Raw genomic sequence first — 26,854 nt, forward strand, 5'->3', positions numbered from 1 at the left:
ATCGTCCGGCTTGACCGGACGATCCAGTACTCCGCGGCGGGAGTTGCGTGAGCAAACTGCTGCCGCGGCGTACTGGATGCCCCGCCAGCGCGGGGCATGACAGCGGCTACTCCGCGCTGCTCACCAGCTTGATCCGCGGCGCCTGTTCCTCGCCAAGGCTCCGATAAGCCGCGAGATAATCCAGCGCCATCCGCCGCGCCGTGAAGCGCGTCTCGAATTGCTTGCGGATGACGGAGCGGTCGAGTTGCGACAGGCGACCGACGACGCCGGCTGCGCTGAGGACGTCCTCGACGACGAAGCCGGTGAGGCCCTCGTCGATGATCTCCGGCACCGAGCCGCGGTTGAAGGCGATGACCGGCGTTCCGCAGGCCATGGCTTCGATCATCACCAGGCCGAACGGCTCCGGCCAGTCGATCGGCAACAAGAGGCCGAGCGCGCCGCTCAAAAAGTCCGACTTCTCGTGATCGCTGATCTCGCCGATGAATTCCACCAGCGGATTGTTCTCGATCATCGGCCGGATCAGCTCGTCATAGTAATCCTGGTCAGCACGATCGACCTTGGCGGCGATCTTGAGCGGAATGCCGCAATGCGTCGCGATCTTGATGGCGCGGTCGACGCCCTTTTCCGGCGCGATGCGGCCGAGCACGGCGAGGTATTCCTGTTTCGCCGGCTTCGGCGTCAGCAGGTTCTCGGGCAGGCCGTGGTGGATCGTCCTCACCCAATTGGCCTGCGGCACCGGCCGGCGCTGCGCGTTCGAGATCGAGATGACGGGGACCTTCGAGAAGGTGTTGAAGACCGGCTGATGCTCCGGCAGGTCGAGCCGGCCGTGCAGCGTGGTCAGGAACGGCGTCGGCTGCCGGTAGAACAGCGACCACGGATAATAATCGAGATGGAAGTGGAGGAAGTCGAACTCCTCGTCGTCACATTTCTGCCGCACCCGCTCCAGCATCACCATGTGCAGCGCATTGGGATCGCGCACGGAACCGTCGAGGCGGAGCGCCCGCGGCCACAGCGCATCCAGCTTTGCCGAGGTTTGCGAGTCGCCGCTCGCGAACAGCGTCACATCGTGCCCAAGGGCCACCAGCTCTTCCGTCAACCAATGCACCACCCGCTCGGTGCCGCCATACAGCTTGGGTGGAACAGCCTCCGTCAACGGAGCTACCTGCGCGATGCGCATCTCACCATCTCCTCTGTGCGATCATGATTGTAGAAAGCCCCCGCCTGTTCAGCACCGGCACGCCAGTCAAGGGAACGTTCCCGCACTTGCGAAGTTCCTCCTTCCGAACGTTACTTATTCGACACGTCGGATGCCCGTCGCGATGCTGCCATCACATCTTCGCAGAACGCCCGCATCCGCATGTCGTGATGAGTGTGCCCGGGAACCGAGGCGAAGTGGTCGATGTTCAGTCGGCTAACAACAAAAGTTTGAATCATCACGACGGGGTCAATAGTCACATGGATCATCTTTCTGGGTATGCGCACCGGCCGTTTGCCTTTGTTTTGCGCTATCTTCGGCGTCGGCTCGCGTCGCATCTTGTGATCCTGACGGCTGTGGTGGCGGCCGTTGCCTGCTCCGTAGGCACGCAGTACGGCGTCAAATCCCTCGTCGACAGTCTGTCGGCCGGCGCTTCGCATGGTGGGAACGTATGGCTGGCATTCATTTTCCTCATGGCGCTGATCGCCGCCGACAATTTCCTTTGGCGGATCGCGAGCTGGACGGCCAGCTTCACCTTCGTCCGTGTCACGGGTGATTTACGTCGCGACATATTTCGTCATCTGACCGGCCACGCGCCGAGCTACTTCTCCGACCGCATGCCCGGCATGCTGACGAGCCGCATCACGGCGACGTCGAATGCGGTGTTCACGGTCGAAAACATGTTCGTCTGGAATGTGTTGCCGCCGTGCATCGCGACGGTTGCGGCCATCGCGCTGATTGGAACCGTCAGCCCTTACATGGCACTCGGCCTGATGGTGATTGCCGGCGGGATGGTGCTTGCGATGTTCCGTCTCGCTGCCGCGGGAAAGCCGCTGCATGACGACTTCGCCGACAAGGCCGCTGTCGTCGACGGCGAGATGATCGACGTCATCAGCAACATGCCGCTGGTGCGCGCCTTCTGCGGCATCGGGCACGAGCATGAGCGGTTCGACGCGACTGTGAACCGGGAGCTCACCGCGCGCGGCCGCAGCCTGCGCTATCTGGAGAAGCTGCGGCTTATCCATGCCGGCGTCACTGTCGTGCTCACGATTGCCCTGATGGCCTGGGCGATCATGCTCTGGCAGGATGGCCGGGCGACCACGGGCGACGTCGTGCTGGTCTGCACCCTCGGTCTCTCCATTCTGAACGCGACGCGCGATCTCGCGGTGGCGCTGGTCGACGTCACCCAGCACGTTGCGCGGCTGACCGAGGCGATCGCCACGCTGCTGGTGCCGCATGAATTACGCGACCACCCCGAGGCCGAGCCGCTGGTGAAGAGCGGCGCCGCGATCGCGTTCAACAATGTCACCTTCGGCTATCCCGGCGGCGAAAAGATCTTCGAGCGCTTCAGCCTGCGCCTGCAACCCGGCCAGCGCGTCGGCCTGGTCGGCCAGTCCGGCGGCGGCAAGTCGACGCTGTTCACGCTGCTCCAGCGCTTCTACGATACCGACGAGGGCAGCATCACCATCGACGGCCAGGACATTTCCAAGGTGACGCAGCAGAGTCTGCGCGAGGCGATCTCCGTCGTGCCGCAGGACATCTCGCTGTTCCACCGCTCGATTCGCGAGAACATCCGCTATGGCCGCCCGAACGCGACCGACGACGAGGTGCTGCGTGCCGCGATTGCGGCGCGCTGCGATTTCGTCGAAAGCCTGTCTGGCGGTCTCGACACCATGGTCGGCGACCGCGGTGTCAAGATGTCCGGCGGTCAGCGCCAGCGCATCGCGATCGCGCGCGCCTTCCTGAAGGACGCGCCGATCCTGCTGCTGGACGAGGCGACCGCCGCGCTCGACAGCGAATCCGAGGAGGCGATCCGTGAGGCGTTGTCGCGGCTGATGCGCGGCCGCACCGTCATCGCGATCGCCCACCGCCTCGCGACCCTGCGCAATTTCGATCGCGTGGTCGTGTTGAGGGGTGGTAAGATCATCGAGGACGGGTCGCCCGAGCGTCTGATGCAGGGCCACGGTCCCTATCGTGAGCTGGTCACGCAGGAAATGAGCCGGCTCGCCCAAGCCGCCGCGTAAACCAACAGTCGCGTTCGAGTCGGTTGCGTGTCGAAACAAGCGCAGGGGAGCTGCTGATGTCGGCTGAAGCCGTTACCCAATTCGTCTCCGTGACGCGGACCGTGGACCAGGTCGCGGAGCAGCCTTTCTATATTCCGATGACGGGACCGTCGGCGCGGCCGCGGCGTTCGCTCAAGCACGACGACACCTTTATCGTGCTCGACAGCCATGGCGACATCGGCGCTTCGGCTGGCGGGCCCGATGGCCTGTTCCACCACGACACGCGCTACCTTGCGAGGCTCGAGCTCGTGCTCGACGATCTCCAGCCGCTGCTGCTGGGCTCGAACCTGCGCGACGACAATTCAGCCCTGACCGTCGATCTCACCAATCCGGACATCTACCGGCAGGGCAGCCTCGTGCTGCAAAAGGACCTGCTGCACATCGTGCGCACGATCTTCCTGTGGCGCGGCACCGCCTATCAGCGCATCGGCGTGCAGAACCACGGCGACCGCCCGGCCGGCTTCGCGCTGACGCTGCTGTTCGATAACGACTTCGCCGATCTGTTCGAAGTCCGCGGCGAGCGGCGCCCGCGCCGCGGCATCGGCTCGAGCCGGCTGTTGGCACCGACCGACGTGCTGTTCGACTACCGCGGTCTTGATGACGCCGAGCGCACCACGGGCCTGCATTTCGATCCGCGCCCGACCAAGTTGTCGGTGAACGCCGCGACCTGGCAGCTCGAACTCGACCCGCATGAGTCGAAATCCCTGTTCGTGGCCGTATCCTGCAACCGGCCGGTCGCGGAGAAGCCGGCGCGCTTTTTCAGAAGCCTGCTCGCCCACCGCCGCGAGATGCGCCGATCGACGATGGGCGCCGCCAGCATCGAGACCTCCAACAACATCTTCAACGAGGTGCTGTGCCAGGCCATGGCCGACCTCAACATGCTGATGACGGAGACGCCGCAAGGCCGCTATCCCTATGCGGGGATTCCCTGGTACTCGACGACGTTCGGCCGTGACGGGCTGATCACCGCGTTGCAGATGCTGTGGGTCGATCCGCGGATCGCCAAGGGCGTGCTGCGGCGGCTCGCCCATTTCCAGGCCAAGGCGGTCGATCCGCTCGCCGATGCCGCGCCGGGCAAGATCCTGCACGAGATGCGCGGCGGCGAGATGGCGGCGCTGCGGGAGGTACCGTTCGCGCAATATTACGGCAGCGTCGATTCCACGGCCTTGTTCGTCCTGCTGGCAGGAAGCTATTTCGAACGCACCGGCGACGAGAAGACATTGACCGAGCTGTGGCCGGCCATCGAAGCGGGGTTGGCCTGGATCGACGGCCCCGGTGACCCCGACAAGGACGGCTTCGTCGAATATCAGCGCGCCACGGAAAAGGGCCTCGCCAACCAGGGCTGGAAGGATTCCTACGACGCGATCTTCCATGCCGATGGCCAGCTTGCGGAAGGCAATCTCGCGCTGGCCGAAGTGCAAGGTTACGTCTTTGCCGCCAAGCGGCTCGCCGCGCGCTGCGCGCTCCGGCTCGGCAAGCCTGATCTCGCCAGGAAGCTCGAGGCCGAAGCCAAGGCGCTGGCCGAGCGTTTCGAGACCGCGTTCTGGTGCGAGGAGCTCGGCACCTATGCGCTTGCGCTCGACGGCAAGAAGCGGCCCTGCAAGGTGCGGACCTCGAACGCCGGCCAGATCCTGTTCAGCGGCATGATCCGCGAGGACCGCGCGCGCCTCGTCGCCGCCGATTTGATGCGGCCGCATTTCTTCTCGGGCTGGGGCATCCGCACCGTCGCTGTCGGCGAGGTGCGATACAACCCGATGTCCTATCATGACGGGTCGATCTGGCCGCACGACAATGCGCTGATCGCGCTCGGGCTCGCGCGCTACGGGCTCAAGCATTCGGTCGCGCATGTCTTCAAGGGATTGTTCGACGCCGCGACTTACATGGACCTGCGCCGCTTGCCCGAATTGTTCTGCGGTTTCCGGCGCGAAAAGCGGCGCGGCCCGACGCTCTATCCGGTCGCCTGCGCGCCGCAGGCCTGGGCCAGCGCAACGGCGTTCACGCTATTGGAGGCGGCGCTGGGCATCGAGTTCGACGTGGACCGCGGCGAGATCCGGCTGCGCAATCCGCATCTGCCGGCGTTTCTGCACGAGGTGATTTTGCGCGATCTGCGTCTGGGCGAGTCCAGCGTGGACCTGCGCGTCAGCCGCCATGGCGATGACGTGGCGCTGGAAGTGTTGCGCACGCGTGGCCAGATCCAGGTCTCGATCGTGCTGGCGCGCTAGCGGCGCGCCGGGAGGAGGGTGCATGCGTACCGCCGGATGGTTGGCCCTGGGCGTCGTGATCGTCTGCGGGATGACGCTCGCCGTGTCACGTGCCGCGGAGGAGTCGCCCGCACCCGCGACTGAAGCGAATGCACCGCCGACGGCGCAGCCGCCGGCGTCATCGGTCCCCGTCACGCCCAAGAATGCCGCGCCACCACCGTCGGTCACGATCATCGGCGCGAGCGATGCGCACGGTGTGCTTGGCCGTGACGTGCTCAGCGCGGCGAACGAGGACATGGGCCGCATCGTCGACGTCATCGTCGATCGGAGCGGGCACGTGCGCGCCGCCGTGATCGATTTCGGCGGCTTCCTCGGCGTCGGCAGCCGCAAGATCGTGGTGGACTGGAACGCGATGCGGTTCGGCAAGATCGTCAACAAGAAGGACAGCATCACGCTGGAATTGACCAAGGCACAGGTCGCAGCCGCGCCGGAATACAAGGAGGACACGCCGATGGTGGTGCTCGGCGCGTCCGGCAGCCTGCAGCCGCTGCAAGCTGTTCAGTGAGGCGCGGGGAGGGATGGCCGCCGGTGCTGTTGTCGAGGAAGCCGAATCATGCGGATCGCGAGGGCCGCGTTGAGCAGGACAACGTTTCCACGCCGTCGCCTGCCGGCATTCCGGCGCCGTCGCGCCAGAGTCTGCGCGGCCTCGACTGGTTCATCTTCTTCCTCGCCGACGTGCAGACCGGATTCGGGCCGTTCATCGCGGTTTATCTGACGACCCAGAAATGGACCCAGGTCGAGATCGGCCTCGTGCTGTCGATCGGCGGCATCGTTGCCTTGATCGGCCAGATGCCGGGCGGCGCCATCATCGATGCCGCGAAATCCGAGCGACTGGTCGCAGGCCTCGCCATCGCCACCATCGGCTGCTGCGCGCTCGCCTATGCGGCGATGCCGATCTTCCCCGTGGTGGTGGCTGCGGCCACCTTGCACGCCGCCGCGAGCTGCGTGCTCGGACCGGCGATCGCGGCAATCAGTCTCGGTCTGGTCGGCCCGCTCGCGATCGGCGAGCGTCTTGGCCGCAACGCGCGCTTTGCCTCGCTTGGCAACGGTGTTGCGGCCGCGGTGATGGGAACGGCCGGCTATCTGCTGTCGAGCCGCTCGGTGTTCCTGGTCACCTTCCTGCTCGCAATCCCCACCTTGATCGCCCTCTCTCGCATCCGCGAGCACGAGGTCGACATCGCACGCTGTCACGGCGAGATGCCGCGCGAGGCGGAGGATCGCGGCGACACCAATATCTGGCACTTGATCCGGCAGCGGCCGCTCATTGTCTTCGCGCTCAGCGTGCTCTTGTTGCAGCTCGCGAACGCCTCGATGATGCCGCTGATGGCAAGCGCGGTGACGGCGCGATCGAGCGAGTGGGCGACGGTGCTCGTCGCGTTTTGCATCGTCGTGCCGCAGGCGATCGTGGCGCTGCTGTCGCCGAGCGTAGGGCGCAAGGCGCAAGCATGGGGCCGCAGGCCGCTGCTGCTGATCGGATTCGCGGCGCTGACGATTCGCGGTCTCTTGTTCGCGACCGTGCGCGATCCGTATCTGCTGGTGCTGGTGCAGGTGTTCGACGGCCTCACCGCGGCGGTGTTCGCGGTGATGATCCCGTTGATCGTGGCCGACGTCGCCTTCGGCAGCGGCCATTTCAACCTCGCGCAGGGCATCGTCGGCACGGCGATGGGCATCGGCGCGTCGATGAGCACCGCGCTTGGCGGCTATGTCAGCGATAAATTCGGCAATGCCATGGCGTTCACCGGATTGTCCGGCGTCGCGGCGACGGGACTTCTGCTTATTCTGCTTGTGATGCCGGAGACGCGGCGCAAGGGCATGATCGCAGCAAAAGAAATGGCCGGCTGAACCAATTCAGCCGGCCATGAGCGGGTGGGAGAGAGGAGATCAGGCGTCGAGATTGTGCAGGCGTGCGCGGTTGCGCAACACGATCTGGCGGGCGCCGGAGAAGCCGAGAATGCCTTGGGCGTGAAGCAGTGACAGCGCGCGCGAGACGGTCTCGAGCGTGAGACCGAGATAGTCGCCGATGTCGCGGCGGCACATCGGCAGCGCCATCATGCCGGCAACCGCGAGGCGGCGGTCCATTTCGAGCAGGAAGGTTGCGACGCGCTCCATCGCGGTCTTGCGGCCCAGCAGCAGCATGTGGTCTTCGGCGTGGCGAAGCTCACCGGCGGTCATGGCCCAGAGCTTGCGGGCGACCTGGACGTCGGTGGCTGCGGCCTTCTCGAGGCTCGCGCGCTTCACGAGGCGCACCGTGGTGTCGATGATAGCTTCAGCAGCAAGGCGGTGGGTGGTGCCGGATTCGAGGCCGAATACGTCGCCGGGAAGGTGGAAGGAGCCGATCTGGCGGCGGCCATCGGAGAGAAGCTTGTAGCTGCGCACGGCGCCGGTGACGACCTGATAGACATACTCGGCCGGCTCGTCCTCGCCATAGATCTCCTCTTCCTTGCGGTAGGAGAACTCGGTGGCAACGAGACCGACATGGCCGGCAATCGCACCGAACTGGTCGGAGACGGGATGGCCCGGGGCGATCTTGCTGCCGTTGATCTGGGTCTTGATCGCCTGGGTGTTGATCGTCTGGGTCAGCATCTGCGCCATCTCCGTTGTGATGACGCTTTGGTACGCGGTATCGGGTGCCTCGAAAATTTCGCGAGATATCTTAAGGGGGGTGCCTTACGTAGAATCCCGTAGGTCAGCTATGGACCCGGTTCTGGATGGCGTGGCGAATGCGTTTGACCAGGTTTTCGTCCAGAAGCGGCTTCAGAATTACCTCGTTCACGCCTGCGGCCGCCGCCCGGGCCGAGATATTCGGGTCGGGATAGCCGGTGATCAGGATCACCGGGGTACCGCCTTCGGAAAGGCGCAGCCGCCCGGCCAGCTCGATACCGTTGATATCGGGCATCTTGTAGTCGATCACGTAACAGTCTGCACCGGACGGGCTCGCCGCATTGAGCAGCGCCGTGGCGTTCCTGAAGGTCCGCACGGCAAAGCCGTCGGTTTCCAACAGGAAGCGCAGGGAGCCCAGCACGGCAGCGTCGTCGTCCACCACATAGACGGTTGGTTTCGCGGGTGACGACATCGGGAGCCGCTCAGGATGGGAGCTGATCGCAATCATTCCGATCTGGTAGCACAGGGCGAGCGACCGGTTTTGACTTGCCTCAATCCTGGTGACTTCAATCGTTGAGCATTCCGGCGCGCATCGCCAGCCGGACCAGCTCCGACAGGCTGTTGGCCTGCATCTTGGTCATCACGTTGGCCCGGTAGACCTCGATGGTGCGCGGGCTGATGTCGTACTCGCGGGCGATCAGCTTGTTGGAGAGGCCCGCGATCAGCCCCTCCATGACCTGGCGCTCCCTGGGGCTTAGGGAAGCGACGCGAGCGGCGAGGTCCTGGGCCACGGCCTCGTTCCTGGCCGCCGGCTCGCCCTCGCGGATCGCGGATTCGATCATGGCGACGAGGCGGTCATCTTCGAACGGCTTTTCCAGGAAATCCATGGCACCGAGTTTCATCGCCTCGACCGCGAGCGGCACGTCGCCATGGCCGGTCATGATCAGGATTGGAAACCGGCTGCGCTGCGCCTTCAGCCGCTTGAGAAGCTCGATCCCGTCGATACCGGGCATCCGCACGTCGGAGACGACGCAGCCGAAGGCGAGGCCGGGCAGGGCGTCGAGAAAACTCTGCGCGTTGTCGAACAGTGTGACGCCGAAGCCAGCTGAATCCAGCAGGAAATTCAGCGAATCCCGCATCGCCTCGTCGTCGTCAATGACGTAGATGATTCCCTTGGTCGTCATGGATCAGTTCTCGTCGGCTGCCGGCAACGTGAAGCGGAATGTCGCCCCACCCGATGCGTTGCTCTCGGCCCACATCCGGCCGCCGTGAGCCTCGATGATCGAGCGGCTGATGGACAGTCCCACGCCCATACCGGTGTCCTTGGTTGTGAAAAAAGTCTGAAACAGGTTTGGCATGACGTCGTCCTGGAAGCCGGAGCCGGTGTCGGAGACCTCGATCTCGATCATGTCGTCGGCGGCGCGGGTGTTGGTGACGACGAGCTCGCGCCGTGGCGACTGCGCCATCGCTTCCAGCGCGTTGCGGAACAGGTTGACCAGCACCTGCTGGATTTGCACCCGGTCGGCGAGCACGAGATCGGCATTTGGATTGAGGCCGAAACGGAGCTGCACATCCTGCTCGCGCGCGCCTGCCAGCCCGAGGGCGCCGGCCTCTTCGATCAGTCTGGACAGACTCTCGACCCGTTTCTCCGATTCGCCGCGGGAGACGAAGTCGCGCAAGCGCCGGATGATCTGGCCGGCGCGCAGCGCCTGTTCGGCGGCGCGGTCCAGCGCGCTCTCGATCTTCGGCGCATTCGGATCCTGGCTTCCGGCGAGCAACCGCCGCGACCCCTTCATGTAGTTGCTGATCGCTGCCAGCGGCTGGTTCAGCTCGTGGGCGAGCGCGGACGCCATTTCGCCCATCGCGCTCAATCGCGAGACATGGACGAGCTCGGATTGCAATTCCTGGAGCCGCGTCTGGGTTTTCTGATGCTCGGTCAGATCGCGGACGAAGCCGGTAAAATAGGGCTCGCCGCCCGACTGCATCTCGCCGATCGACAGGTGCATCGGAAAGGTCGTGCCGTCGCGGCGCTTGCCGGTCACGATGCGACCGATGCCGATGATGTGTGGGTCGCTGGTGGTCCGGTAGCGCGCGATGTAGCCGTCGTGACGTGAGCTGTCGGGCTCCGGCATCAGGATGCGGACGTTCTGCCCGATCGCCTCCGACTCGACCCAGCCGAACAGGCGCTCCGCCGCCGTGCTGAAGAGCTGGATGATGCCATGGCCGTCGATGACGATCATGGCATCGGGAATCGTCTGGAGGATCGAGCGGAGGTGACTCTCGCGGGTGCGCAGGGTTTCCTCGACCTGCTTCTCCTCATCGACGTCAAGAAAGATGCCGCTGAGATGTCGAGCGGCGCCGGCGTCGTCTCGAATCAGCCCCGCGCGGGCGCGAATCCACTGCGCTCTGCCCGACGCCCCCGCGACCCTGAACGACACGTCGAAGCTGCCGCCCCGTTCGGAGACGCGCCGGATCGCGATCTCGATCCGCTCGCGGTCGTTCGGCTCCAGCCGGGACAGGAACAGCGCGTAACTCACCGATTGGCCAGATTCGATTCCGAATAGGCTTCTGGCCGTCTCCGACCACTCCAATTCCAGTGTCGTGAGATCGAGATCCCAGGTCCCGACGCCAAATCCTTCGATTCGAACGCGGAAATGTTCGCCCCGGCCGTCATCTTGCGGATGAATCACACGGGTCGGCGCCAAACGATCACTCCCATTCTGATGCGGGGAACCGCACAGCGTTACCGTCGGCAATGTACCCAAGGAGGGGCCAGAGGCAAGTTCCGATGTCTTATACCATTGGCAGATTTCAGGCCGGCGCGGTGATCCAAGGTTTTGATCTATCTCATCCTGCCAGGCAGCGGCCGGCTTACGATCGGATCAAAGCCCATTGCTTCGGAGAATCTCGATGACATACGCGACCGTGATGGTCAGCCTGGCGCTCGATCAGCCCAACGAGGCGCGGCTTCAGGTCGCGGGCGAGCTTGCCGAACGATTTGAGGCGTCGATCATCGGCGTTGCTTCGGCGCAATTCGCCCCGCCGCTCTATTTCAGCGATGGCACTGCAGCGCAGGCACTGATCGATGAGGGGGAAGCCTCGGTCAAGCGACGCCTGGGCGAGCTCGAGGCGCAATTCCGCGCCGCGATCCGGAATCGCGGCGGACATGTGGAATGGCGCAGCGCCATGGATTTCCCGGCGCGCTTTACGTTCACTCAGGCGCGTTGCGCCGACATCGTCGTCACCGGCGGCCAGAGCCCGGCCTTCTCCGACGCCTTCGCGCTCGCGAGCCCCAAGGATCTGGTGATGCAGGCCGGCCGGCCGATCCTGGTCGTGCCTGACGGGGTCAACTGGCTCGATCTGCGCAGCGTCCTGGTCGCGTGGAAGGATACGCCGGAAGCGCGGCGGGCGCTCGCCGATGCGCTGCCGATACTACGCAAGGCCAGGGAGGTCACCGTCCTCGCAATTCCCGAAGGCGACGACGACCGCCCTGCCGCGGTCGCTGGCGTAACCGACGTGACGGCGTGGCTTGCCCGCCACGGCGTGACCGCGATCGCGCGCGTTTCCGAAGCGGCCCGGAACGAAACCGTCGCCGGGCAACTGGAGAAAATTGCCGGCGATGTCGGCGCCAGTCTGATTGTCGCCGGTGCCTACGGTCATTCGCGCTTCCGCGAACTGATCCTCGGCGGCGTCACCCAATATCTGGTCACTCAATCTGCCCGCTGCGTGCTGCTGTCGCACTGACGCGGGAGCGATGCAAGACGAATCAAAGAGGACGCGCCGTGTACAGATTCCTTGAACAGACCGTCGACGGCTACATGACGCACGACGTCAGGACGGTGAGGCGCGACCTCGACCTGCTCGCGCTCAGCGAGATGTTCGAACGCGATGATTTCAATTCCTATCCCGTCGAGGACGACGGGCAGGTCGTCGGCATCGTCACCAAGTTCGACATCCTGAAGTGCTTCGCCTTCACGCCGAGCCAGATGCTGCCGCGCTACCACGACCTGATGAGCCGCAAAATCGGCGACGTCATGACGCCCGACTTTATCTATGTCAGCCCCGACACGCGGCTGACGCGCGTGCTCCAGATCATGGTCGAGCACCGCATCAGGAGCATCATCGTGCTCGACGGCGCGCAGAAGCTGGTCGGTATCGTCGCGCGCGAGGACGTCATCACGGCACTCAAGGCGACGGCGCGGGAGTGAGAATTGTCGGCTCCATAATTACGGGAGAGTCTTTTTCTTCCCTTCTCCCCTTGTGGGAGAAGGTGGCATAGGCGGCCTTCGGCCGCCGTTCTTAAGAACGCCGAAGCGAAGCTTCGGCTATGGCGCCGGATGAGGGGTTTTCTCCACCGAAAGAGTCTTCGTGCGGGACCAACCCCTCACCCAAGTGAGTGCGCGGCATGGTCCTCGCTGCCCTCTCCCACAAGGGGATAGGGCACTTTAACAACCGCCTCACATTAACAGAAATCCACATAGCTTGATTTCAATCAATTCCCCGCGAGGGCGAATGTGGTTTCTGGCCCTGTGTTCTTTCAGAGAGAATCCGCATGAGCCAGCCCTCCATCTCCAAGTCCATGACGTCAGGTGAAAGCGGCCTGGCTGTCGTGTTCGCGGTCACCGCCTTCCTCTGCGTGATTGCCTCGGCCAAGGCGCTCGATGCGCCCTTCGCCTTCCATGCCGCGCTGAGCGCGGCGGCGAGCCTCGCGGCGGTCTTCTGCATCATCAACCGTTATCTCGATCGACCGGCGGCGTTGCCGCCTGCAGAGATCAGCGGCCGGCCCAATTACAACATGGGCCCCATCAAGTTCTCCTCCGTCATGGCGATGTTCTGGGGCATTGCCGGCTTTCTCGTCGGCCTCATCATCGCCTCGCAACTGGCGTGGCCGGCGCTGAACTTCGATCTGCCCTGGACCAGCTTCGGCCGCCTGCGTCCGCTGCACACGTCCGCAGTGATCTTTGCCTTCGGCGGCAACGTCCTGATCGCGACCTCCTTCTACGTCGTCCAGAAGAGCTGCCGCGTTCGGCTTGCAGGCGATCTCGCGCCATGGTTCGTCGTCGTCGGCTACAATTTCTTCATCCTGATCGCCGGCACCGGCTATCTGCTCGGCGTCACCCAGTCGAAGGAATATGCCGAGCCGGAATGGTACGCCGATCTGTGGCTGACCATCGTCTGGGTCACCTATCTGCTGGTCTTCCTTGCCACGATCATCAAGCGCAAGGAACCGCACATCTTCGTCGCGAACTGGTTCTATCTCGCTTTCATCGTGACGATTGCGGTCTTGCATCTCGGTAACAACCCGGCTCTGCCAGTTTCGGTGTTCGGCTCGAAATCCTACATCGCCTGGGGCGGCATCCAGGACGCCATGTTCCAGTGGTGGTACGGCCACAACGCGGTCGGCTTCTTCCTGACCGCCGGCTTCCTCGCCATCATGTACTACTTCATCCCCAAGCGGGCCGAGCGGCCGATCTATTCGTACCGCCTCTCGATCATCCACTTCTGGGCGCTGATCTTCCTCTACATCTGGGCCGGCCCGCACCATCTGCATTACACGGCGTTGCCGGACTGGACCCAGACGCTCGGCATGACCTTCTCCATCATGCTGTGGATGCCGTCCTGGGGCGGCATGATCAACGGCCTGATGACGCTGTCGGGCGCCTGGGACAAGCTGCGCACCGATCCCGTGCTGCGCATGCTCGTGGTCTCCGTCGCCTTCTACGGCATGTCGACCTTCGAAGGCCCGATGATGTCGATCAAGGTGGTCAACTCGCTCAGCCACTACACCGACTGGACCATCGGCCACGTGCATTCCGGCGCGCTCGGCTGGGTCGGTTTCGTCTCCTTCGGCGCGCTCTACTGCCTGGTGCCCTGGATCTGGAATCGCAAGGGCCTCTACAGCCTTAAGCTCGTCAACTGGCACTTCTGGATCGCGACGCTTGGCATCGTCCTCTACATCTCGGCGATGTGGGTGTCCGGCATCCTCCAGGGCCTGATGTGGCGCGCCTACACCTCGCTCGGCTTCCTCGAATATTCCTTCATCGAGACCGTCGAAGCGATGCATCCCTTCTACATCATCCGCGCTGCCGGCGGCGGGCTGTTCCTGATCGGCGCGTTGATCATGGCCTACAATCTCTGGATGACCGTTCGCGTCGGCGAACAGGAAGTCCAGATGCCCGTCGCTCTTCAGCCGGCGGAATGAGGAGTTTTCCATGTCGTTCTGGACACGCCACCAAATCTTCGAAAAGAACTCGATCATCCTGATCGTCGGCATCCTGCTGGTGATCGCGATCGGCGGTCTCGTCGAGATCACCCCGCTGTTCTACCTCAAGAGCACGATCGAGGCGGTCGACGGGATCAGGCCGTATACGCCGCTGGAGCTCGCCGGGCGCAACGTCTACATCCGCGAAGGCTGCTATCTCTGCCATTCGCAGATGATCCGGCCCTTGCGCGACGAGGTCGAGCGCTACGGCCATTTCTCGCTGGCCGCCGAGAGCATGTACGACCATCCGTTCCAGTGGGGCTCGAAGCGCACCGGTCCCGATCTTGCCCGCGTCGGCGCCAAATATTCCGACGACTGGCACGTCACCCACCTGACCAACCCGCGCGCAATCGTGCCGCAGTCGGTGATGCCCGGCTATCCGTTCCTGAGCCAGACCGAGGTCGATCCGGACACGATCGCCGACCACATGCGCACGCTGCGGACCGTCGGCACGCCCTACACCGACGACCAGATCGCCAATGCGGGCGCCGACATGAAGGCCCAGGCCGATCCTGACAATGCCGGCTCCGACGCTTTCACCAAGCGCTACGCAAAGGCCGTGGTGCGCAACTTCGACGGCAAGGCCGGCACGCCGACCGAGATGGACGCGCTGATCGCCTATCTCCAGATGCTCGGCACGCTGGTCGACTTCAAGATCTACAACGAGAAAGCCAATCTTCGCTGAGAAGGCACAACGATGAAAGCCATCCTGACCCTCGACAATCTCGCGTCCGGTCTCGTGACCACGATCTGGACGCCGGTGTTCGTCGCGATCTTTGTCGCGATCATCGCCTACGCATTCTGGCCCCGTAACAAGGCAGCTTTCGACGAAGCGGCACACCTGCCGTTGCGGGAGGAGTAAGAGATCATGACCGATCATCATAGCGACATCGATCCCGTCTCCGGCAGGTCCACGACCGGACATGAGTGGGACGGCATCAAGGAGCTCAACACGCCGCTGCCGCGCTGGTGGGTAATCACCTTCTACCTCACCATCGTCTGGGCGGTCGGCTACTGGATCGTGTATCCGGCCTGGCCGCTGATCTCGAGCAATACCACGGGCCTGTTCGGCTACTCGACGCGCGCCGACGTCGCGGTCGAGCTCGCCAACCTCGAGAAGATCCGCGGAGCCAAGATGGTTGCCTTGGGCGCGGCCTCGCTCGTCGAGATCGAGAAGGACCCGGCGCTGCTAGCGCTCGCCCGCGCCAAGGGCAAGACCGTGTTCGGCGACAATTGCGCGCCGTGTCACGGCTCAGGCGGCGCGGGTGCCAAGGGCTATCCGAACCTGAACGACGACGACTGGCTGTGGGGCGGCACGCTCGACCAGATCATGCAGACCATCCAGTTCGGCGCACGTTCCGGCCACGCCAAGACGCATGAAGGCCAGATGCTCGCATTCGGCAAGGACGGCGTGCTGAAGCCGGAGGAGATCGTCACGGCCGCCAACTATGTCCGGGCACTGTCGGGCCTTCCGACCCGCAAGGGCTATGACGCGGCCAAGGGCGAGAAGATCTTCGCGGAGAATTGCGTCGCCTGCCATGGCGACGGCGGCAAGGGCAACCCGGAGATGGGCGCCCCCAATTTGACCGACAAGATCTGGCTCTATGGTTCGGACGAGGCGACGCTGATCGAGACCATCAGCCAGGGCCGCGCGGGCGTGATGCCGGCCTGGGAAGGGCGGCTCGATCCCGCCACCATCAAGGCGATGGCAGTTTACGTCCACTCGCTGGGCGGCGGAAAATAGCCAATTGGGAACAAGCGGGGGCGAACAAAAAACGCTCCCGCTTGCGCTGGATCAACTGACGCGGCGGCGTCGGGTCTAGGTTTTATCGCACCTCCCGAAAAGCTGCAGGCGATGAACAGGACCGTGAACCCAAAAGAGCTCCCATTAGACGATGACAACGGGCCGCTCTATGTGGCCCAGAAGAAAGTCTATCCCCAGAGCATCTCCGGCACCTTCCGCCGGATCAAATGGGGCCTGATGGCGTTCTGCCTCGGCGTCTACTACTTCCTGCCGTTCGTGCGCTGGAACCGCGGCCTCGGTGCTCCGAGCCAAGCGGTGCTGATCGATCTTCCCAACAGCCGCTTCTATTTCTTCTTCATCGAGCTGTGGCCGCAGGAGGTCTACTACTTCACCGGCCTGCTGATCGTCGCCGCGGTGGCGCTATTCCTGATGAACTCGGTCGGCGGCCGCATCTGGTGCGGCTATCTCTGTCCGCAGACCGTGTGGACGGACCTGTTCTATGCGGTCGAGCGTCTGATCGAGGGCGACCGGCGCGAGCGGATGAAGAAGGACAAATCGTCCGACCCGATGAAGCTGGAGCGCATCTCCGAGATCGTGCTCAAGCATTCGATTTGGCTCTTGATCGGGTGGTGGACCGGCGGCGCATGGGTGCTCTATTTCAACGACGCACCGACGCTGGTCAGGGAACTCGTCACCTTCCAGGCGCCGATGATCGCCTATATCTGGATCGGCATCCTGACCGCGACGACCTACGTGCTCGCCGGCTTCATGCGCGAGCAGGTCTGCACCTATATGTGCCCGTGGCCGCGGATCCAGGCCGCGCTCACCGACGAATGGGCGCTCAACGTGACCTATCGTTACGATCGCGGCGAGAAGCGTACGTCGGTCAAGAAGGCGGCCGAGCTGCGCGCGCTCGGCGAGCAAGTCGGCGACTGCGTCGACTGTTATCAATGCGTCGCCGTGTGTCCTACCGGCATCGACATCCGTAATGGACCGCAGCTCGAATGCATCCAGTGCGGGCTCTGCATCGACGCCTGCGACAACGTGATGACCAAGATCGGCCGGCCGAAGCGGCTGATCGGCTACGACAACGACGTCAACATCCAGCGCCGCCAGGAAGGCAAGGCGCCGGTCTACCGCATTGTCCGGGCTCGCACCGTCGCCTACAGCGCGATCATCGCGGCGGTCGGTGGCATCATGATCTATACGCTGGCGACCCGCAGCCTCCTCGACGTCAACGTGCTGCACGACCGCAACCCGGTCGCGGTCAGGCTCAGCGACGGCTCGGTCCGCAACGCCTACACGGTGCGGTTGCTCAACAAGAGCGGCTACGACCGCGTCATTGCGATCGACGCGAGCGGTCCGGTTAATGCGACGATCCATGTCATCGGGATCGATTCCGTGACGCAGGACCGGCCGATGATCGTGGTTCCGCGCGACTCCACCAGCGAGCTGCGGGTGCTCGTGACCGCGCCGGTCGAGGGCAATCCGGAAAAGTCGATCCCGGTTCGCTTTCACGTCACCGATATCGGTCTCGGCGAAGTCGCCAGCGCCACCGACAATTTCGTCGCGCCCTAGGATCAGGAGTTCGCCATGGCAACCAAGCCGCTGACCGGAACCAAGGTGTTTCTGATGCTGGTCGCCTTCTTCGGCGTCGTGATCGGCGTCAACGTGACCATGATGAAGCTCGCGATCGCGACGCTGCCAGGCACGGACGTCGACAGTCCCTATGCCGCGGGCCTGACCTATGATCGCGAAATTTCGGCGGCGCAGGACCAGGCCGCGCGCAAATGGAAGGTCAATGCCCATGTCGAGCGCCGCGCCGATGGTGGCGCCGTGCTTCAGGTCGAGGCGCGCGACGCGAGCGGCCAGCCGATCGCCGGACTGAAATTCGGCGGCCGCCTGGAGCGGCCGACCGACAAGCGCGCCGATCTCGCAATCGAGCTCTCGGAGGCCGGCATCGGGCTCTATCGCGGCAATGCCGCATCGGTCGCACCGGGCCAGTGGGACCTGGTGATCGAGGGCGAGACGCGGGGAGCGCGCGTGTTCATGTCGCGCAACCGCGTGATCCTGAACTGAAGGATTTTGCCATGCACGTCTCGCGCGACTTTTCGCATTACGTCCGGACTGCGGGCGAGGGCGTCCAGCACATCGATCTCGCGGTCGAGGGCGTTCACTGCGCCGGATGCATGGCCAAGATCGAGCGCGGGCTGTCCGCGATTCCCGACGTCACGCTGGCGCGCGTGAACCTCACCGACCGGCGCGTTGCGCTGGAATGGAAGGCGGGCACGCTCGATCCGGCACGCTTCATCGATCGCCTCGAAGAGCTCGGCTACAAGGCCTATCCTTACGAGACCGAGAGCGCGGAGGCGACCGAGGTCGCCGAATCGCGCTTCCTGCTGCGTTGCCTCGGCGTCGCCGCGTTCGCCACCATGAACGTGATGATGCTATCGATCCCGGTGTGGTCCGGCAACGTCTCGGACATGCTGCCGGAGCAGCGCGATTTCTTCCACTGGCTATCGGCGCTGATCGCACTGCCGGCGGCGGCCTATGCCGGCCAGCCGTTCTTCCGCTCGGCCTGGCGCGCGCTGTCGGCCAAGACCACCAATATGGACGTCCCGATCTCGATCGGCGTGACGCTGGCGCTCGGCATGTCCGTGGTCGAAACCATCCATCACGCCGAGCATGCCTATTTCGACGCGGCGATCATGCTGCTCACTTTCCTCCTGGTCGGCCGCTTCCTCGACCAGAACGTGCGGCGGCGGACCCGCGCGGTCGCGGGCAATCTCGCCGCGCTCAAGGCGGAGACCGCGGCCAAGTTCGTCGGGCCTGGCGAGATATCTCAAGTGCCGGTGGCCGCGATCTATCCCGGCGACATCGTGCTGCTGCGACCCGGCGAGCGCTGCGCGGTCGACGGCACCGTGATCGAGGGCCGTTCCGAAATCGACCAGAGCCTGATCACCGGCGAGACGCTCTACGTCACGGCAGGCCAGGGCACGCCGGTCTATGCGGGATCGATGAACATCTCGGGCAGCTTGCGGGTGCGGGTCTCGGCGGCCTCCGAGGCGACGCTGCTCGCCGAGATCACGCGGCTGCTCGACAACGCGCTGCAGGCGCGCTCGCGCTACATGCGGCTCGCAGACCGCGCCTCGCGACTCTATGCGCCCGTGGTGCATGCCACCGCGCTCGTCACCATCCTCGGCTGGGTCATCGCGGGCGCCGGCTGGCATGATGCGATCGTGACCGGCGTCGCGGTGCTGATCATCACCTGTCCCTGCGCGCTCGGGCTCGCCATTCCGACGGTGCAGACGATCGCCTCGGGCGCAATGTTCAGATCGGGCGTACTGCTCAATTCGGGCGATGCCATCGAGCGTCTCGCAGAAGCCGATCACGTCATCTTCGACAAGACCGGGACGTTGACGCTGCCCGATCTCGACGTGATGAACGCCGCCGATATCCCCGCTGATGTCTTCGAGCTTGCCGGACGGCTCGCGCTGTCGAGCCATCATCCGGTCGCCGCCGCCGTCGCGCAGGCCTCCGACGCCAGATCGCCGATCGTCAGCGCGGTAGAGGAAGCCGGCCAGGGCGTGCGCGCTGTGGTCGATGGCATCGAGATTCGCCTTGGCCGTCCGTCCTTCTGCGGCGCCGAGACGCTGGTGTCCGTCGTGACAAATCTCGATCCCGAAGCCTCCGTCGTGGCTTTCAGCAAGGGCGGCGATAAATTCATCCTCTCTGTGCGCCAGGGCCTCCGTCCCGATGCGCAGGCTGTGATCGCAGCGCTGAAGGCGCGCAATATCGGCATCGAGATTCTCTCCGGCGACCGTGAACCGGCGGTGATCGCGGCGGCCCACGCGCTGGGCATCTCGGAATGGCGCGCCGGGGTGACCCCAGCCGACAAGATCGCGCGGATCGAGGTCTTGAAGCAGAGGGGCATGAAGGTCCTGATGGTCGGCGACGGCATGAACGATGCGCCCTCGCTGGCGGCAGCGCACGTCTCGATGTCGCCGATCTCGGCCGCGCATTTGAGCCAGGCGACCGCCGATCTCGTCTTCCTCGGCCGGCCGCTGGCCCCGGTCGTCGCCGCCATCGACGCTTCGCGCAAGGCGCTGCACTTGATGCGGCAAAATCTCTGGCTTGCGATCGGCTACAATGTCCTCGCGGTGCCGGTGGCGATCAGCGGCGTCGTGACGCCCCTGATCGCGGCTGCCGCCATGAGCGGATCGTCGATCCTGGTGATGGTGAATTCGCTGCGCGCGCGCGGCGCCTCGCGGGAGATCGCGTGATGGAAATCCTGGTCATCCTGGTGCCGCTGGCGCTGATGCTCGGTCTCGCCGGTCTCGCCGCCTTCCTCTGGTCGCTCCGGAGCGGCCAGTACGACGATCTCGACGGCGCCGCCTGGCGCGCCATCGCCGACGACGAGCCGCCGCAGGAAGCGCCGGCCAAGCGCTAGCGCTTCAAGGCGAGCGTCAGCAGGGCCGCGACCGCGAGCGCCAGGCCCACCCCGGCCACGCAGGCATGCCAGCCATACGCGTCGAACAGCCGGCCGAGGACGGCGGTGCCGATGAGCCCGCCGCAGAAATAGCAGGCGAGATAGGTGCCGCTGGCGATGCCGCGGTTTTCAGCCGCAGCCTGTCCGACGAATCCTGTCGCAGCCGCTTGCGCGGAAAAGGTGCCGATTCCGACCAGAACCATCCCGGCGAGGACCGCGCCCAGGTGTGGGGCCAGCATCAGCGGCAAGCCGATCCCGGCGGTCGCGAGCGAGCCCCAGATCGTCGGACGCGTTCCGAGGCGCGACGCCACTTTGCCGGCCAGCAACGTCGTGACCACCGAAGGCAGGAAGACGAAGTAAACGAAGCCGAGGTCCATCATGCCCAGCGACAGCGGTGAGCGAACCAGAACGAAATTGACGAATGTGAAGGTGCCGATGAATGCGAACAGGATGCAGAAGCCGATGCCGTAGGCTGCACGGAGCCCTGGGTCCTGCCACTGCGCGATCGTCGCGGCAAACGCCGATGCTGTCGACGTCGTTGCACGCGTCGGCTGTACGCGCGCAATGGTGAAATAGACCAGTGCCGCGCCAGCGAGATTGAGGACTGCGAAGAAATAGAAATTCCATGCCAGGCCAAGGCTATCGGCGATCGCGGCCGAGACCAGCCGGCCAACGAAATTGCTGGCGACGTTTCCCGTGATGTAGGCGGCAAAGGCGCCGCCGGAATCCATTGCGCTGCATTGCTCGCCGAGATGAGCCAATGTCAATGCGAAGGCGGATGCCATGCAGAGGCCCTGCGCGACCCGCAGGCCGGTGAAGACGGCAAGATTGGGCGCAGTCGCCAGCAGGCTCGTCGGAATCGCGAGCAGGGTCAGGCTGAGCAGGATGCCGATCCGCCTGTCGATGTGCGGGCTGAGAAAGCCGACGACGAGGCCTGCGACGGCCATGCCGAACGTGCTGGCGTTGACCGCCAAGCTCATCGCCGCTGGTGTGACACCGTAGTGACGTGTCAGCGAAGGCAGGATTGCCTGTGTCGCGAACAGGTCGACGACGGTGAGGAAGGCAGTGAGGCCGATCACGAGGGAGCGAAGCGCGAGACCTGGTGAATGCGCGTCCATCGTCATCGCGGTCGGTTTGATCGGCGCGGAAAGATCGGTCATGGCAGGCCTTCCTTGTGATGAATGTGGCGCCCGCATGCGGGGCAGCATGGGGATCCCGGGCGCCACATTCCGCCACGCGTGCGCTGGGGTCGCGCACCCGTTACATGTTGTGGTCGTGCGGGTCCTTGCGGACGTCGCCGACATAGACGATGACCGTTTCCTTGCCGAGGTTCTTCCACCAGTGCGAGGTGCCGGACACCTCGGGGCGGATGTCGCCGGCCTTGTGCACGATCGGATCGACGCAGTTGGACGCGTGTTCGACGATCTCGCCTTGCTGCACGAAGATCAGGGCAGGGCGGTCGTCATGGCTGTGCCAGGGCACGATGCCGCCGGGCTCGATGGTCAGCTTGCGGAAGCGCAGCTCGCGACCCTCGATGTGTGCCGGCTGCTTGCCGAGGTCGATGGCGCCGAGCGTGACGTCGGTGACGCCGACCGGCTTGTAGTCGACCATCTGCTGCGCGTTCGGCTTGATCTTGTCGGCCGGGCATTCGCCGGCGGAGACTGGCTGCGCAGAGAGTGTCAATACGCCGAGGATGGCAAGGCCGGGCCAGACCGCGCGCGACAAGGTGTGATGCTTGAACATCGGGACGTCTCCTGTGTTGGCCGCAACCGCAATGGTCGCCGGCTATGTCCGGACTTTCGTCGAAAGAGTGCTCGTTCTGAAATGCTCTTTCGCTCTCGCTGCGATAGACCGGCGCTATCGGGCCCGATACGCGCTCGCTATCGAACCGATTGGGGATCGGCATTTCCGCTTTCCCAGCGATTGGCGTTCGATGGCAGGGCGCCCGATTGGCGGGCGTTCACGTCAATCCGGAGGAGCATCTCATGACGACATTGTCCAAGACCTTGATTGCCACGGCTGCGTTCGCGGTCATCGCCACATCGGCCTTCTCGGAGGCCACATGGGACTTCAAGGCCGGCATGGCCTACATGTATGGCGGTCCCGGCAAGATGTCGGCGATGGCCATGGCCCCGGCGGAGAAGAACCACGAGGCCATGATGAAGAGCGCCAAGAAGGTCCCTGACAACACCGTCTTCTTCATGGACAACGGATCGCTGTATTCCACCTCGGGGCGGCTGGACCCGACCGGCAATTTCTACGTGAACTGATCGCGTGCGCATGACGGCCGCCCCTTGCGGGCGGCCGGATCGGGCACCTAATATTCGTCCCCTGAACGCTGGAGCGCAAGATGACCTCTCTCTCGCCGGCCGATGCCGAGCGGCTCAAACTCGCCTTCCAGCGCTGCCGTGACATGGATGGCACGCTGAACGAGCAGCTCCGCGCCTATGCCGACGCCAGCCGCGACGTGTTCCCGGCCTATGGCGAGGCAGTCGATCATCTGGTGACCAGGTTGAATGGAAACGGCGGCGGCGACACCGCGCCGCGTCCGGGCGAGGCGATGCCGCCGTTCATGTTGCCGGACGAAAGCGGGCGTCTCGTCGCGCTGTCCTCGCTGCTGGAGAGCGGCCCGGTCGCCGTGATGTTCTTCCGCGGCCATTGGTGCCCCTATTGCCGGCTGAATGTTCGCGCGGTGGTCCAGGCGCTTGATCGCATCGAGTCCATGGGTGCGCGAATCGTCGCGGTCATGCCGGAGACGCAGGAATATACCCAGCAGCTCAAAGCGGAAGCTGATGCGCCATTTCCGATCCTGACCGACCTCGACAACGGCTATGCGCTGTCGCTCAATCTCGCGATCTGGCTAGGTGCCGAGATCCAGAGCCTGTTGTCCTACCAGGACATGGCGAAATTCCACGGCAATGATGGCTGGATGCTGCCGATCCCGGCCGTGTTTGTCGTTGGTCGCGACGGTCTCGTGAAAGCCCGCTTCGTCGATCCGGACTTCCGCAAGCGGATGGAGATCGATGATCTGCTTGAGGCGTTGGAAGGCGCGAGCAGGGAAGCCTAAAAGGGTCGGCAGCGAGCGTCGCCGCTAACCCGCAATCTCCCGCCAATCCGCACCGCGCAGCATGCGCATCACGGCGTTGGCCACCGCCGTACGCTGCCGGCCGGCCACCCCGTAGAGGCTGACGGTGCGACGGGCGTCCAGCCCGGCGACCGCAGCGCGCGTCAGCGTCTCCGGAACGGGCGAGGTGTGCGGCACCATGGCGATGCCGATGTCGGCCTCGACCAGCTCGATCAGGTCGCGCTCGTTCGAGATTTCGTGACCCTGTTCGACCGCGATGCCGTGCTCGCGCAGGCTCGCCGAGATACGGGCGGAATGCTCGCAAAACGTCCGGCTCAGCAGCTGCTCCGCGCGCAAATCGTCCAGTTCGATGCTGCTGCGGCCTGCGAGCCGGTGTCCGTCGCTGACCACGAGCTCGAAGCTCTCGGTGAACAGCGGCCAGACATCGAGCCGCTCCCAGGCCTCGTCGATGTCGGCGGCAATCCCGAGCTCGGCCTCGCCCTTCTTCAGCAAGTCGGCCACTTCACGACTCGAGCCGCGCAGGAAGCGGAATTCGAGCCGGTTGAACTGCCGTTTGATCTGGTTGAGATGCGGGATGAGGAGCGAAAGATCGATCGAATGCGTCAGCGCGACGCGAAGCGCGCCGATCTCGCCGCTGCGGAAAGAGGAGGCCAGCGAGCGTGCGCCGGTGGCCGCATCAAAACACTGCTTCAGCAGCGGATGCATGCGCTGGCCGAGCTCGGTCAATTGTGCCGCAGGCCGTTCGCGGCGAAACAGATCGCCGCCGAGTTCGGCCTCGAGCTGCTTGATCGCGCGCGTCAGCGAAGGCTGCGTCACGTTGCAGTCCTCGGCGGCACGCGTGAAGTTCAAGAGCTGCGCCACCGCGAGGAAATAGCGGACCTGGTGCATTTCCATGGATCGGCTCTCCAGGAAGACTGGGCGGAGGCTAGCCGATCGGGGCGGAGAATGACATCCCGGCCGCAATAGCGCACGGGCATGGTTTCGGAAGCCAACGGGCATTTCCGTCTAACCGGGCGATGCTTCACAGTCGGCTTAACACCAGTCGTCATGTCGGAGGATTTGCTAGTGAATATGTCCGTCAAGCCGCAGACGTCCGCCGCCCGGGCGCTCGCCGGCAAGGTTGCCCTGGTCACGGGCTCAACCAGTGGCATTGGCCTCGGTATCGCGCGGGCACTTGCCGCGGCCGGCGCCGACATCGTGCTGAACGGCCTTGGTGTGGCGGCCGAGCTCGATCGGACGCGCGAGCAGATCGCGGCCGAGTTCGGCGTCAAGGCAAGTTTTTCGCCGGCCGACATGACCAGGCCGAATTCGATCGCCGAGATGATCGCGGCGACGGTCGCGCAGGCCGGCCGGCTGGATATCCTGATCAACAATGCCGGCATCCAGCACGTTGCGCCGCTGGAGCAGTTTCCGGTCGAGAAATGGGACCAGATCCTCGCGATCAATCTGTCGTCGGCCTTCCACACCACGCGGCTCGCGCTGCCCGCAATGCGACAGAACGGGTTCGGGCGGATCATCAACATCGCCTCCGCGCACGGCCTGGTCGGCTCACCGTTCAAGGCGGCCTATGTCGCGGCCAAGCACGGCATCGTCGGGCTCACCAAGGTGACTGCGCTGGAGACGGCAGAAGAGGGCATCACCTGCAACGCGATCTGTCCCGGGTATGTCTATACGCCGCTGGTCGAGGCGCAGATCGACGGACAGGCCAAGGCGCACGGGATCTCGCGCGACCAGGTGATCCGCGACGTGCTGCTGGCGCAACAGCCGAACAAGCGCTTCTCGACCGTCGAGGAGCTCGGTGCGCTCAGCGTATTCCTGTCGACCGACGCGGCGGCCACGATCACCGGGATTGCGTTGCCCGTCGACGGAGGCTGGACCGCGCATTGAAGGCGAGCGCGTAACAAAACATCGCGAGGAACGAACATGGCAAGGATACGGGCTCTCAGGGAGCAGGATATGAACGGCGTAAAGCGCGATACCAGCGTGTCGAAGGATCTGCCCGGCCAGGTGGTGCTGGTGCTTCAGGGCGGCGGTGCGCTCGGGTCCTATCAGGCCGGGGTGTACCAGGCGCTGCACGAGGCCGGCATCGAGCCGGACTGGATCATCGGCACCTCGATCGGCGCCATCAATGCCTGCCTCATTGCGGGCAACGCGCCCGACCAGCGGCTGCAGCGCCTGAAGGAGTTCTGGAAACGAATGGAGCAGAATCCGGTCTGGAATCTGCGCACCGCGTTTCCCGACTTCAACGAAAAGCTCGCCTATTGGTCGACCGTGACCCACGGCATTCCCGGCTTCTTCCGTCCGAATCCATTGGCGCATGCGGGCGATTCCTATCCCCTGGGAGCCGATCACGCCGGCTTCTATTCGACGGCCCCGCTGGAGCGGACGCTGCTCGAGCTCGTCGATTTCGGCCGGATCAATCGCTGTGCGCCACGGTTGACGGTCGGCGCCGCTCACGTCCGCAGCAGCCAGATGCGCTATTTCGACAGCCGCGACGGTGAGCTGACGGTGAAGCATGTCATGGCGTCAGGCGCGCTGCCGCCGGCGTTTCCGGCCGTGCGGATCGATGGCGAGCTCTATTGGGACGGCGGTATTTTGTCGAACACGCCGACCGAGGCGGTCTTTGATGATAATCCGCGTAAAAATTCGCTGATCTTCGCCGTGCATTTGTGGAATCCTGTCGGCGCCGAGCCAACCACGATGGCGGAGGTCTTGAACCGGCACAAGGACGTGCAGTATTCCAGCCGGATCGCGAGCCAGATCACGCGCCAGCAGCAAGCCCATCGCCTGCGCCATGTCATCAACCAGCTCGCCGCGCGACTGCCCGAGAGCGAGCGCAGCGATCCGGCGGTTCGTGAATTGGCGAGCTATGGTTGCCCGACACGCATGCATGTCGTGCGCCTGCTTGCGCCGCAGCTCGATCGCGAGAACCACACCAAGGATATCGACTTCAGTCCGTCCGGCATCATGCGGCGCTGGGATGCCGGCTATTCGCACACAAAGTCCGTGCTGGAGCGAAGGCCCTGGGTTGGCGAGTTCGACCCGCTTGCGGGCGTGGTGCTGCACGAACATGTGGACGTCATGCCGATTGCGGCGGAGTGAGGGCTTGGTCCGTCATTGTTTCTCGCAGTGACGATTTCACGGGAAGGCCGTC

General features: G+C 64.4%; 27 protein-coding genes. 18 read left to right on the forward strand and 9 right to left on the reverse strand.

Going from position 1 to position 26,854, the window contains the following annotated elements; genetic code table 11:
• Positions 1-106: 106 nt before the first annotated feature.
• The gene (locus tag AC0L3K_RS14425; RefSeq protein WP_007594036.1) at positions 107-1,177 is read right to left on the reverse strand and encodes a glycosyltransferase family 4 protein; all 1,071 of its coding nucleotides are present in this window, start codon (positions 1,175-1,177) and stop codon (positions 107-109) included.
• 110 nt (positions 1,178-1,287) lie between these two features.
• On the reverse strand, positions 1,288-1,533 hold the full coding sequence (locus AC0L3K_RS14430) for a hypothetical protein (protein WP_354127791.1): 246 nt from the start codon (positions 1,531-1,533) through the stop codon (positions 1,288-1,290).
• Between AC0L3K_RS14430 and AC0L3K_RS14435 the strand changes: the two genes are divergently transcribed.
• From AC0L3K_RS14435 to AC0L3K_RS14450, 4 genes are read left to right on the forward strand one after another with little or no spacing between them, the layout of a single operon-like run.
• A complete protein-coding gene (locus AC0L3K_RS14435) occupies positions 1,456-3,219 on the forward strand; it encodes an ABC transporter ATP-binding protein (RefSeq protein ID WP_473255057.1) in 1,764 nt (587 codons plus the stop codon). The two genes, AC0L3K_RS14430 and AC0L3K_RS14435, sit on opposite strands and share 78 nt — an antisense overlap.
• A 56-nt stretch (positions 3,220-3,275) precedes the next feature.
• Positions 3,276-5,480 (forward strand): amylo-alpha-1,6-glucosidase, encoded by a 2,205-nt coding sequence (locus AC0L3K_RS14440; protein WP_473255058.1) that lies wholly within the window; start codon positions 3,276-3,278, stop codon positions 5,478-5,480.
• Positions 5,481-5,502: 22 nt separating this feature from the next.
• The gene (locus AC0L3K_RS14445) at positions 5,503-6,024 is read left to right on the forward strand and encodes a PRC-barrel domain-containing protein (RefSeq protein ID WP_219682761.1); all 522 of its coding nucleotides are present in this window, start codon (positions 5,503-5,505) and stop codon (positions 6,022-6,024) included.
• A gap of 23 nt (positions 6,025-6,047) precedes the next feature.
• Entirely contained in the window at positions 6,048-7,361 is a 1,314-nt protein-coding gene (locus AC0L3K_RS14450) for an MFS transporter (protein WP_219682760.1), read from the forward strand.
• Between the two features lie 39 nt (positions 7,362-7,400).
• Here AC0L3K_RS14450 and AC0L3K_RS14455 read toward each other — a convergent pair whose 3' ends face one another.
• The 4 genes from AC0L3K_RS14455 to fixL all read right to left on the reverse strand — a co-directional run bounded on the left by AC0L3K_RS14455 (position 7,401) and on the right by fixL (position 10,825).
• Positions 7,401-8,102, reverse strand: a complete 702-nt coding sequence (locus AC0L3K_RS14455) for a helix-turn-helix domain-containing protein (RefSeq protein WP_473255059.1) — start codon at positions 8,100-8,102, stop codon at positions 7,401-7,403.
• A gap of 103 nt (positions 8,103-8,205) precedes the next feature.
• Positions 8,206-8,628, reverse strand: a complete 423-nt coding sequence (locus AC0L3K_RS14460) for a response regulator (protein WP_035993149.1) — start codon at positions 8,626-8,628, stop codon at positions 8,206-8,208.
• 58 nt (positions 8,629-8,686) lie between these two features.
• Entirely contained in the window at positions 8,687-9,304 is a 618-nt protein-coding gene (fixJ, locus tag AC0L3K_RS14465; RefSeq protein ID WP_007594024.1) for a response regulator FixJ, read from the reverse strand.
• 3 nt (positions 9,305-9,307) lie between these two features.
• Complete coding sequence (gene fixL, locus AC0L3K_RS14470) at positions 9,308-10,825, reverse strand: sensor protein FixL (protein WP_007594022.1); 1,518 nt, start codon at positions 10,823-10,825, stop codon at positions 9,308-9,310.
• A 205-nt stretch (positions 10,826-11,030) separates the two neighbouring features.
• Here fixL and AC0L3K_RS14475 point away from each other — a divergent pair, with 205 nt between their 5' ends.
• The 10 genes from AC0L3K_RS14475 (at position 11,031) to ccoS (ending at position 20,576) form a co-directional block, all read left to right on the forward strand.
• On the forward strand, positions 11,031-11,864 hold the full coding sequence (locus AC0L3K_RS14475; protein WP_473255060.1) for a universal stress protein: 834 nt from the start codon (positions 11,031-11,033) through the stop codon (positions 11,862-11,864).
• A 38-nt stretch (positions 11,865-11,902) separates the two neighbouring features.
• Positions 11,903-12,328, forward strand: a complete 426-nt coding sequence (locus AC0L3K_RS14480) for a CBS domain-containing protein (protein WP_007594019.1) — start codon at positions 11,903-11,905, stop codon at positions 12,326-12,328.
• 344 nt (positions 12,329-12,672) lie between these two features.
• Positions 12,673-14,322, forward strand: a complete 1,650-nt coding sequence (ccoN, locus tag AC0L3K_RS14485) for a cytochrome-c oxidase, cbb3-type subunit I (RefSeq protein WP_007594018.1) — start codon at positions 12,673-12,675, stop codon at positions 14,320-14,322.
• A 10-nt stretch (positions 14,323-14,332) separates the two neighbouring features.
• Positions 14,333-15,067 (forward strand): cytochrome-c oxidase, cbb3-type subunit II, encoded by a 735-nt coding sequence (gene ccoO / locus AC0L3K_RS14490; RefSeq protein WP_007594017.1) that lies wholly within the window; start codon positions 14,333-14,335, stop codon positions 15,065-15,067.
• A gap of 12 nt (positions 15,068-15,079) precedes the next feature.
• Positions 15,080-15,244: a CcoQ/FixQ family Cbb3-type cytochrome c oxidase assembly chaperone gene (locus AC0L3K_RS14495; protein WP_007594016.1), complete on the forward strand. Its 165-nt coding sequence runs from the start codon at positions 15,080-15,082 to the stop codon at positions 15,242-15,244.
• Positions 15,245-15,250: 6 nt separating this feature from the next.
• Positions 15,251-16,126, forward strand: a complete 876-nt coding sequence (gene ccoP, locus AC0L3K_RS14500; protein ID WP_473255061.1) for a cytochrome-c oxidase, cbb3-type subunit III — start codon at positions 15,251-15,253, stop codon at positions 16,124-16,126.
• A gap of 111 nt (positions 16,127-16,237) precedes the next feature.
• Entirely contained in the window at positions 16,238-17,704 is a 1,467-nt protein-coding gene (gene ccoG, locus AC0L3K_RS14505; RefSeq protein ID WP_007594014.1) for a cytochrome c oxidase accessory protein CcoG, read from the forward strand.
• A 15-nt stretch (positions 17,705-17,719) separates the two neighbouring features.
• Positions 17,720-18,205: a FixH family protein gene (locus AC0L3K_RS14510; RefSeq protein WP_219682755.1), complete on the forward strand. Its 486-nt coding sequence runs from the start codon at positions 17,720-17,722 to the stop codon at positions 18,203-18,205.
• Positions 18,206-18,216: 11 nt separating this feature from the next.
• Positions 18,217-20,409 (forward strand): cation-translocating P-type ATPase, encoded by a 2,193-nt coding sequence (locus AC0L3K_RS14515; protein ID WP_473366244.1) that lies wholly within the window; start codon positions 18,217-18,219, stop codon positions 20,407-20,409.
• The gene (ccoS, locus tag AC0L3K_RS14520) at positions 20,409-20,576 is read left to right on the forward strand and encodes a cbb3-type cytochrome oxidase assembly protein CcoS (RefSeq protein WP_007594007.1); all 168 of its coding nucleotides are present in this window, start codon (positions 20,409-20,411) and stop codon (positions 20,574-20,576) included. Before AC0L3K_RS14515 ends, ccoS begins: the two co-directional genes overlap by 1 nt.
• Here ccoS and AC0L3K_RS14525 read toward each other — a convergent pair.
• Together AC0L3K_RS14525 and AC0L3K_RS14530 are read right to left on the reverse strand one after the other, a co-directional pair.
• Positions 20,573-21,775 carry an MFS transporter gene (locus AC0L3K_RS14525; protein WP_473255064.1) on the reverse strand — a complete coding sequence of 401 codons (1,203 nt, stop codon included), beginning with the start codon at positions 21,773-21,775 and terminating at the stop codon, positions 20,573-20,575. The genes ccoS and AC0L3K_RS14525 overlap by 4 nt on opposite strands.
• Positions 21,776-21,875: 100 nt before the next feature.
• A complete protein-coding gene (locus AC0L3K_RS14530) occupies positions 21,876-22,358 on the reverse strand; it encodes a cupin domain-containing protein (protein ID WP_473255065.1) in 483 nt (160 codons plus the stop codon).
• A 242-nt stretch (positions 22,359-22,600) separates the two neighbouring features.
• Between AC0L3K_RS14530 and AC0L3K_RS14535 the strand changes: the two genes are divergently transcribed.
• Both AC0L3K_RS14535 and AC0L3K_RS14540 read left to right on the forward strand, forming a co-directional pair.
• Positions 22,601-22,885, forward strand: coding sequence for a hypothetical protein (locus AC0L3K_RS14535; protein ID WP_007594003.1), 285 nt, complete (start codon positions 22,601-22,603; stop codon positions 22,883-22,885).
• A gap of 80 nt (positions 22,886-22,965) precedes the next feature.
• The gene (locus AC0L3K_RS14540) at positions 22,966-23,682 is read left to right on the forward strand and encodes a peroxiredoxin-like family protein (protein ID WP_354127769.1); all 717 of its coding nucleotides are present in this window, start codon (positions 22,966-22,968) and stop codon (positions 23,680-23,682) included.
• A 24-nt stretch (positions 23,683-23,706) separates the two neighbouring features.
• Here AC0L3K_RS14540 and AC0L3K_RS14545 read toward each other — a convergent pair whose 3' ends face one another.
• Complete coding sequence (locus tag AC0L3K_RS14545; RefSeq protein WP_007594001.1) at positions 23,707-24,594, reverse strand: LysR family transcriptional regulator; 888 nt, start codon at positions 24,592-24,594, stop codon at positions 23,707-23,709.
• Positions 24,595-24,771: 177 nt separating this feature from the next.
• Here AC0L3K_RS14545 and AC0L3K_RS14550 point away from each other — a divergent pair, with 177 nt between their 5' ends.
• Positions 24,772-25,587, forward strand: a complete 816-nt coding sequence (locus AC0L3K_RS14550) for a 3-hydroxybutyrate dehydrogenase (protein WP_354163356.1) — start codon at positions 24,772-24,774, stop codon at positions 25,585-25,587.
• Between the two features lie 69 nt (positions 25,588-25,656).
• Positions 25,657-26,802: a patatin-like phospholipase family protein gene (locus tag AC0L3K_RS14555; RefSeq protein ID WP_219682750.1), complete on the forward strand. Its 1,146-nt coding sequence runs from the start codon at positions 25,657-25,659 to the stop codon at positions 26,800-26,802.
• Positions 26,803-26,854 lie beyond the last annotated feature (52 nt).

It is taken from the genome of Bradyrhizobium sp. MI1.10 (assembly GCF_055811035.1).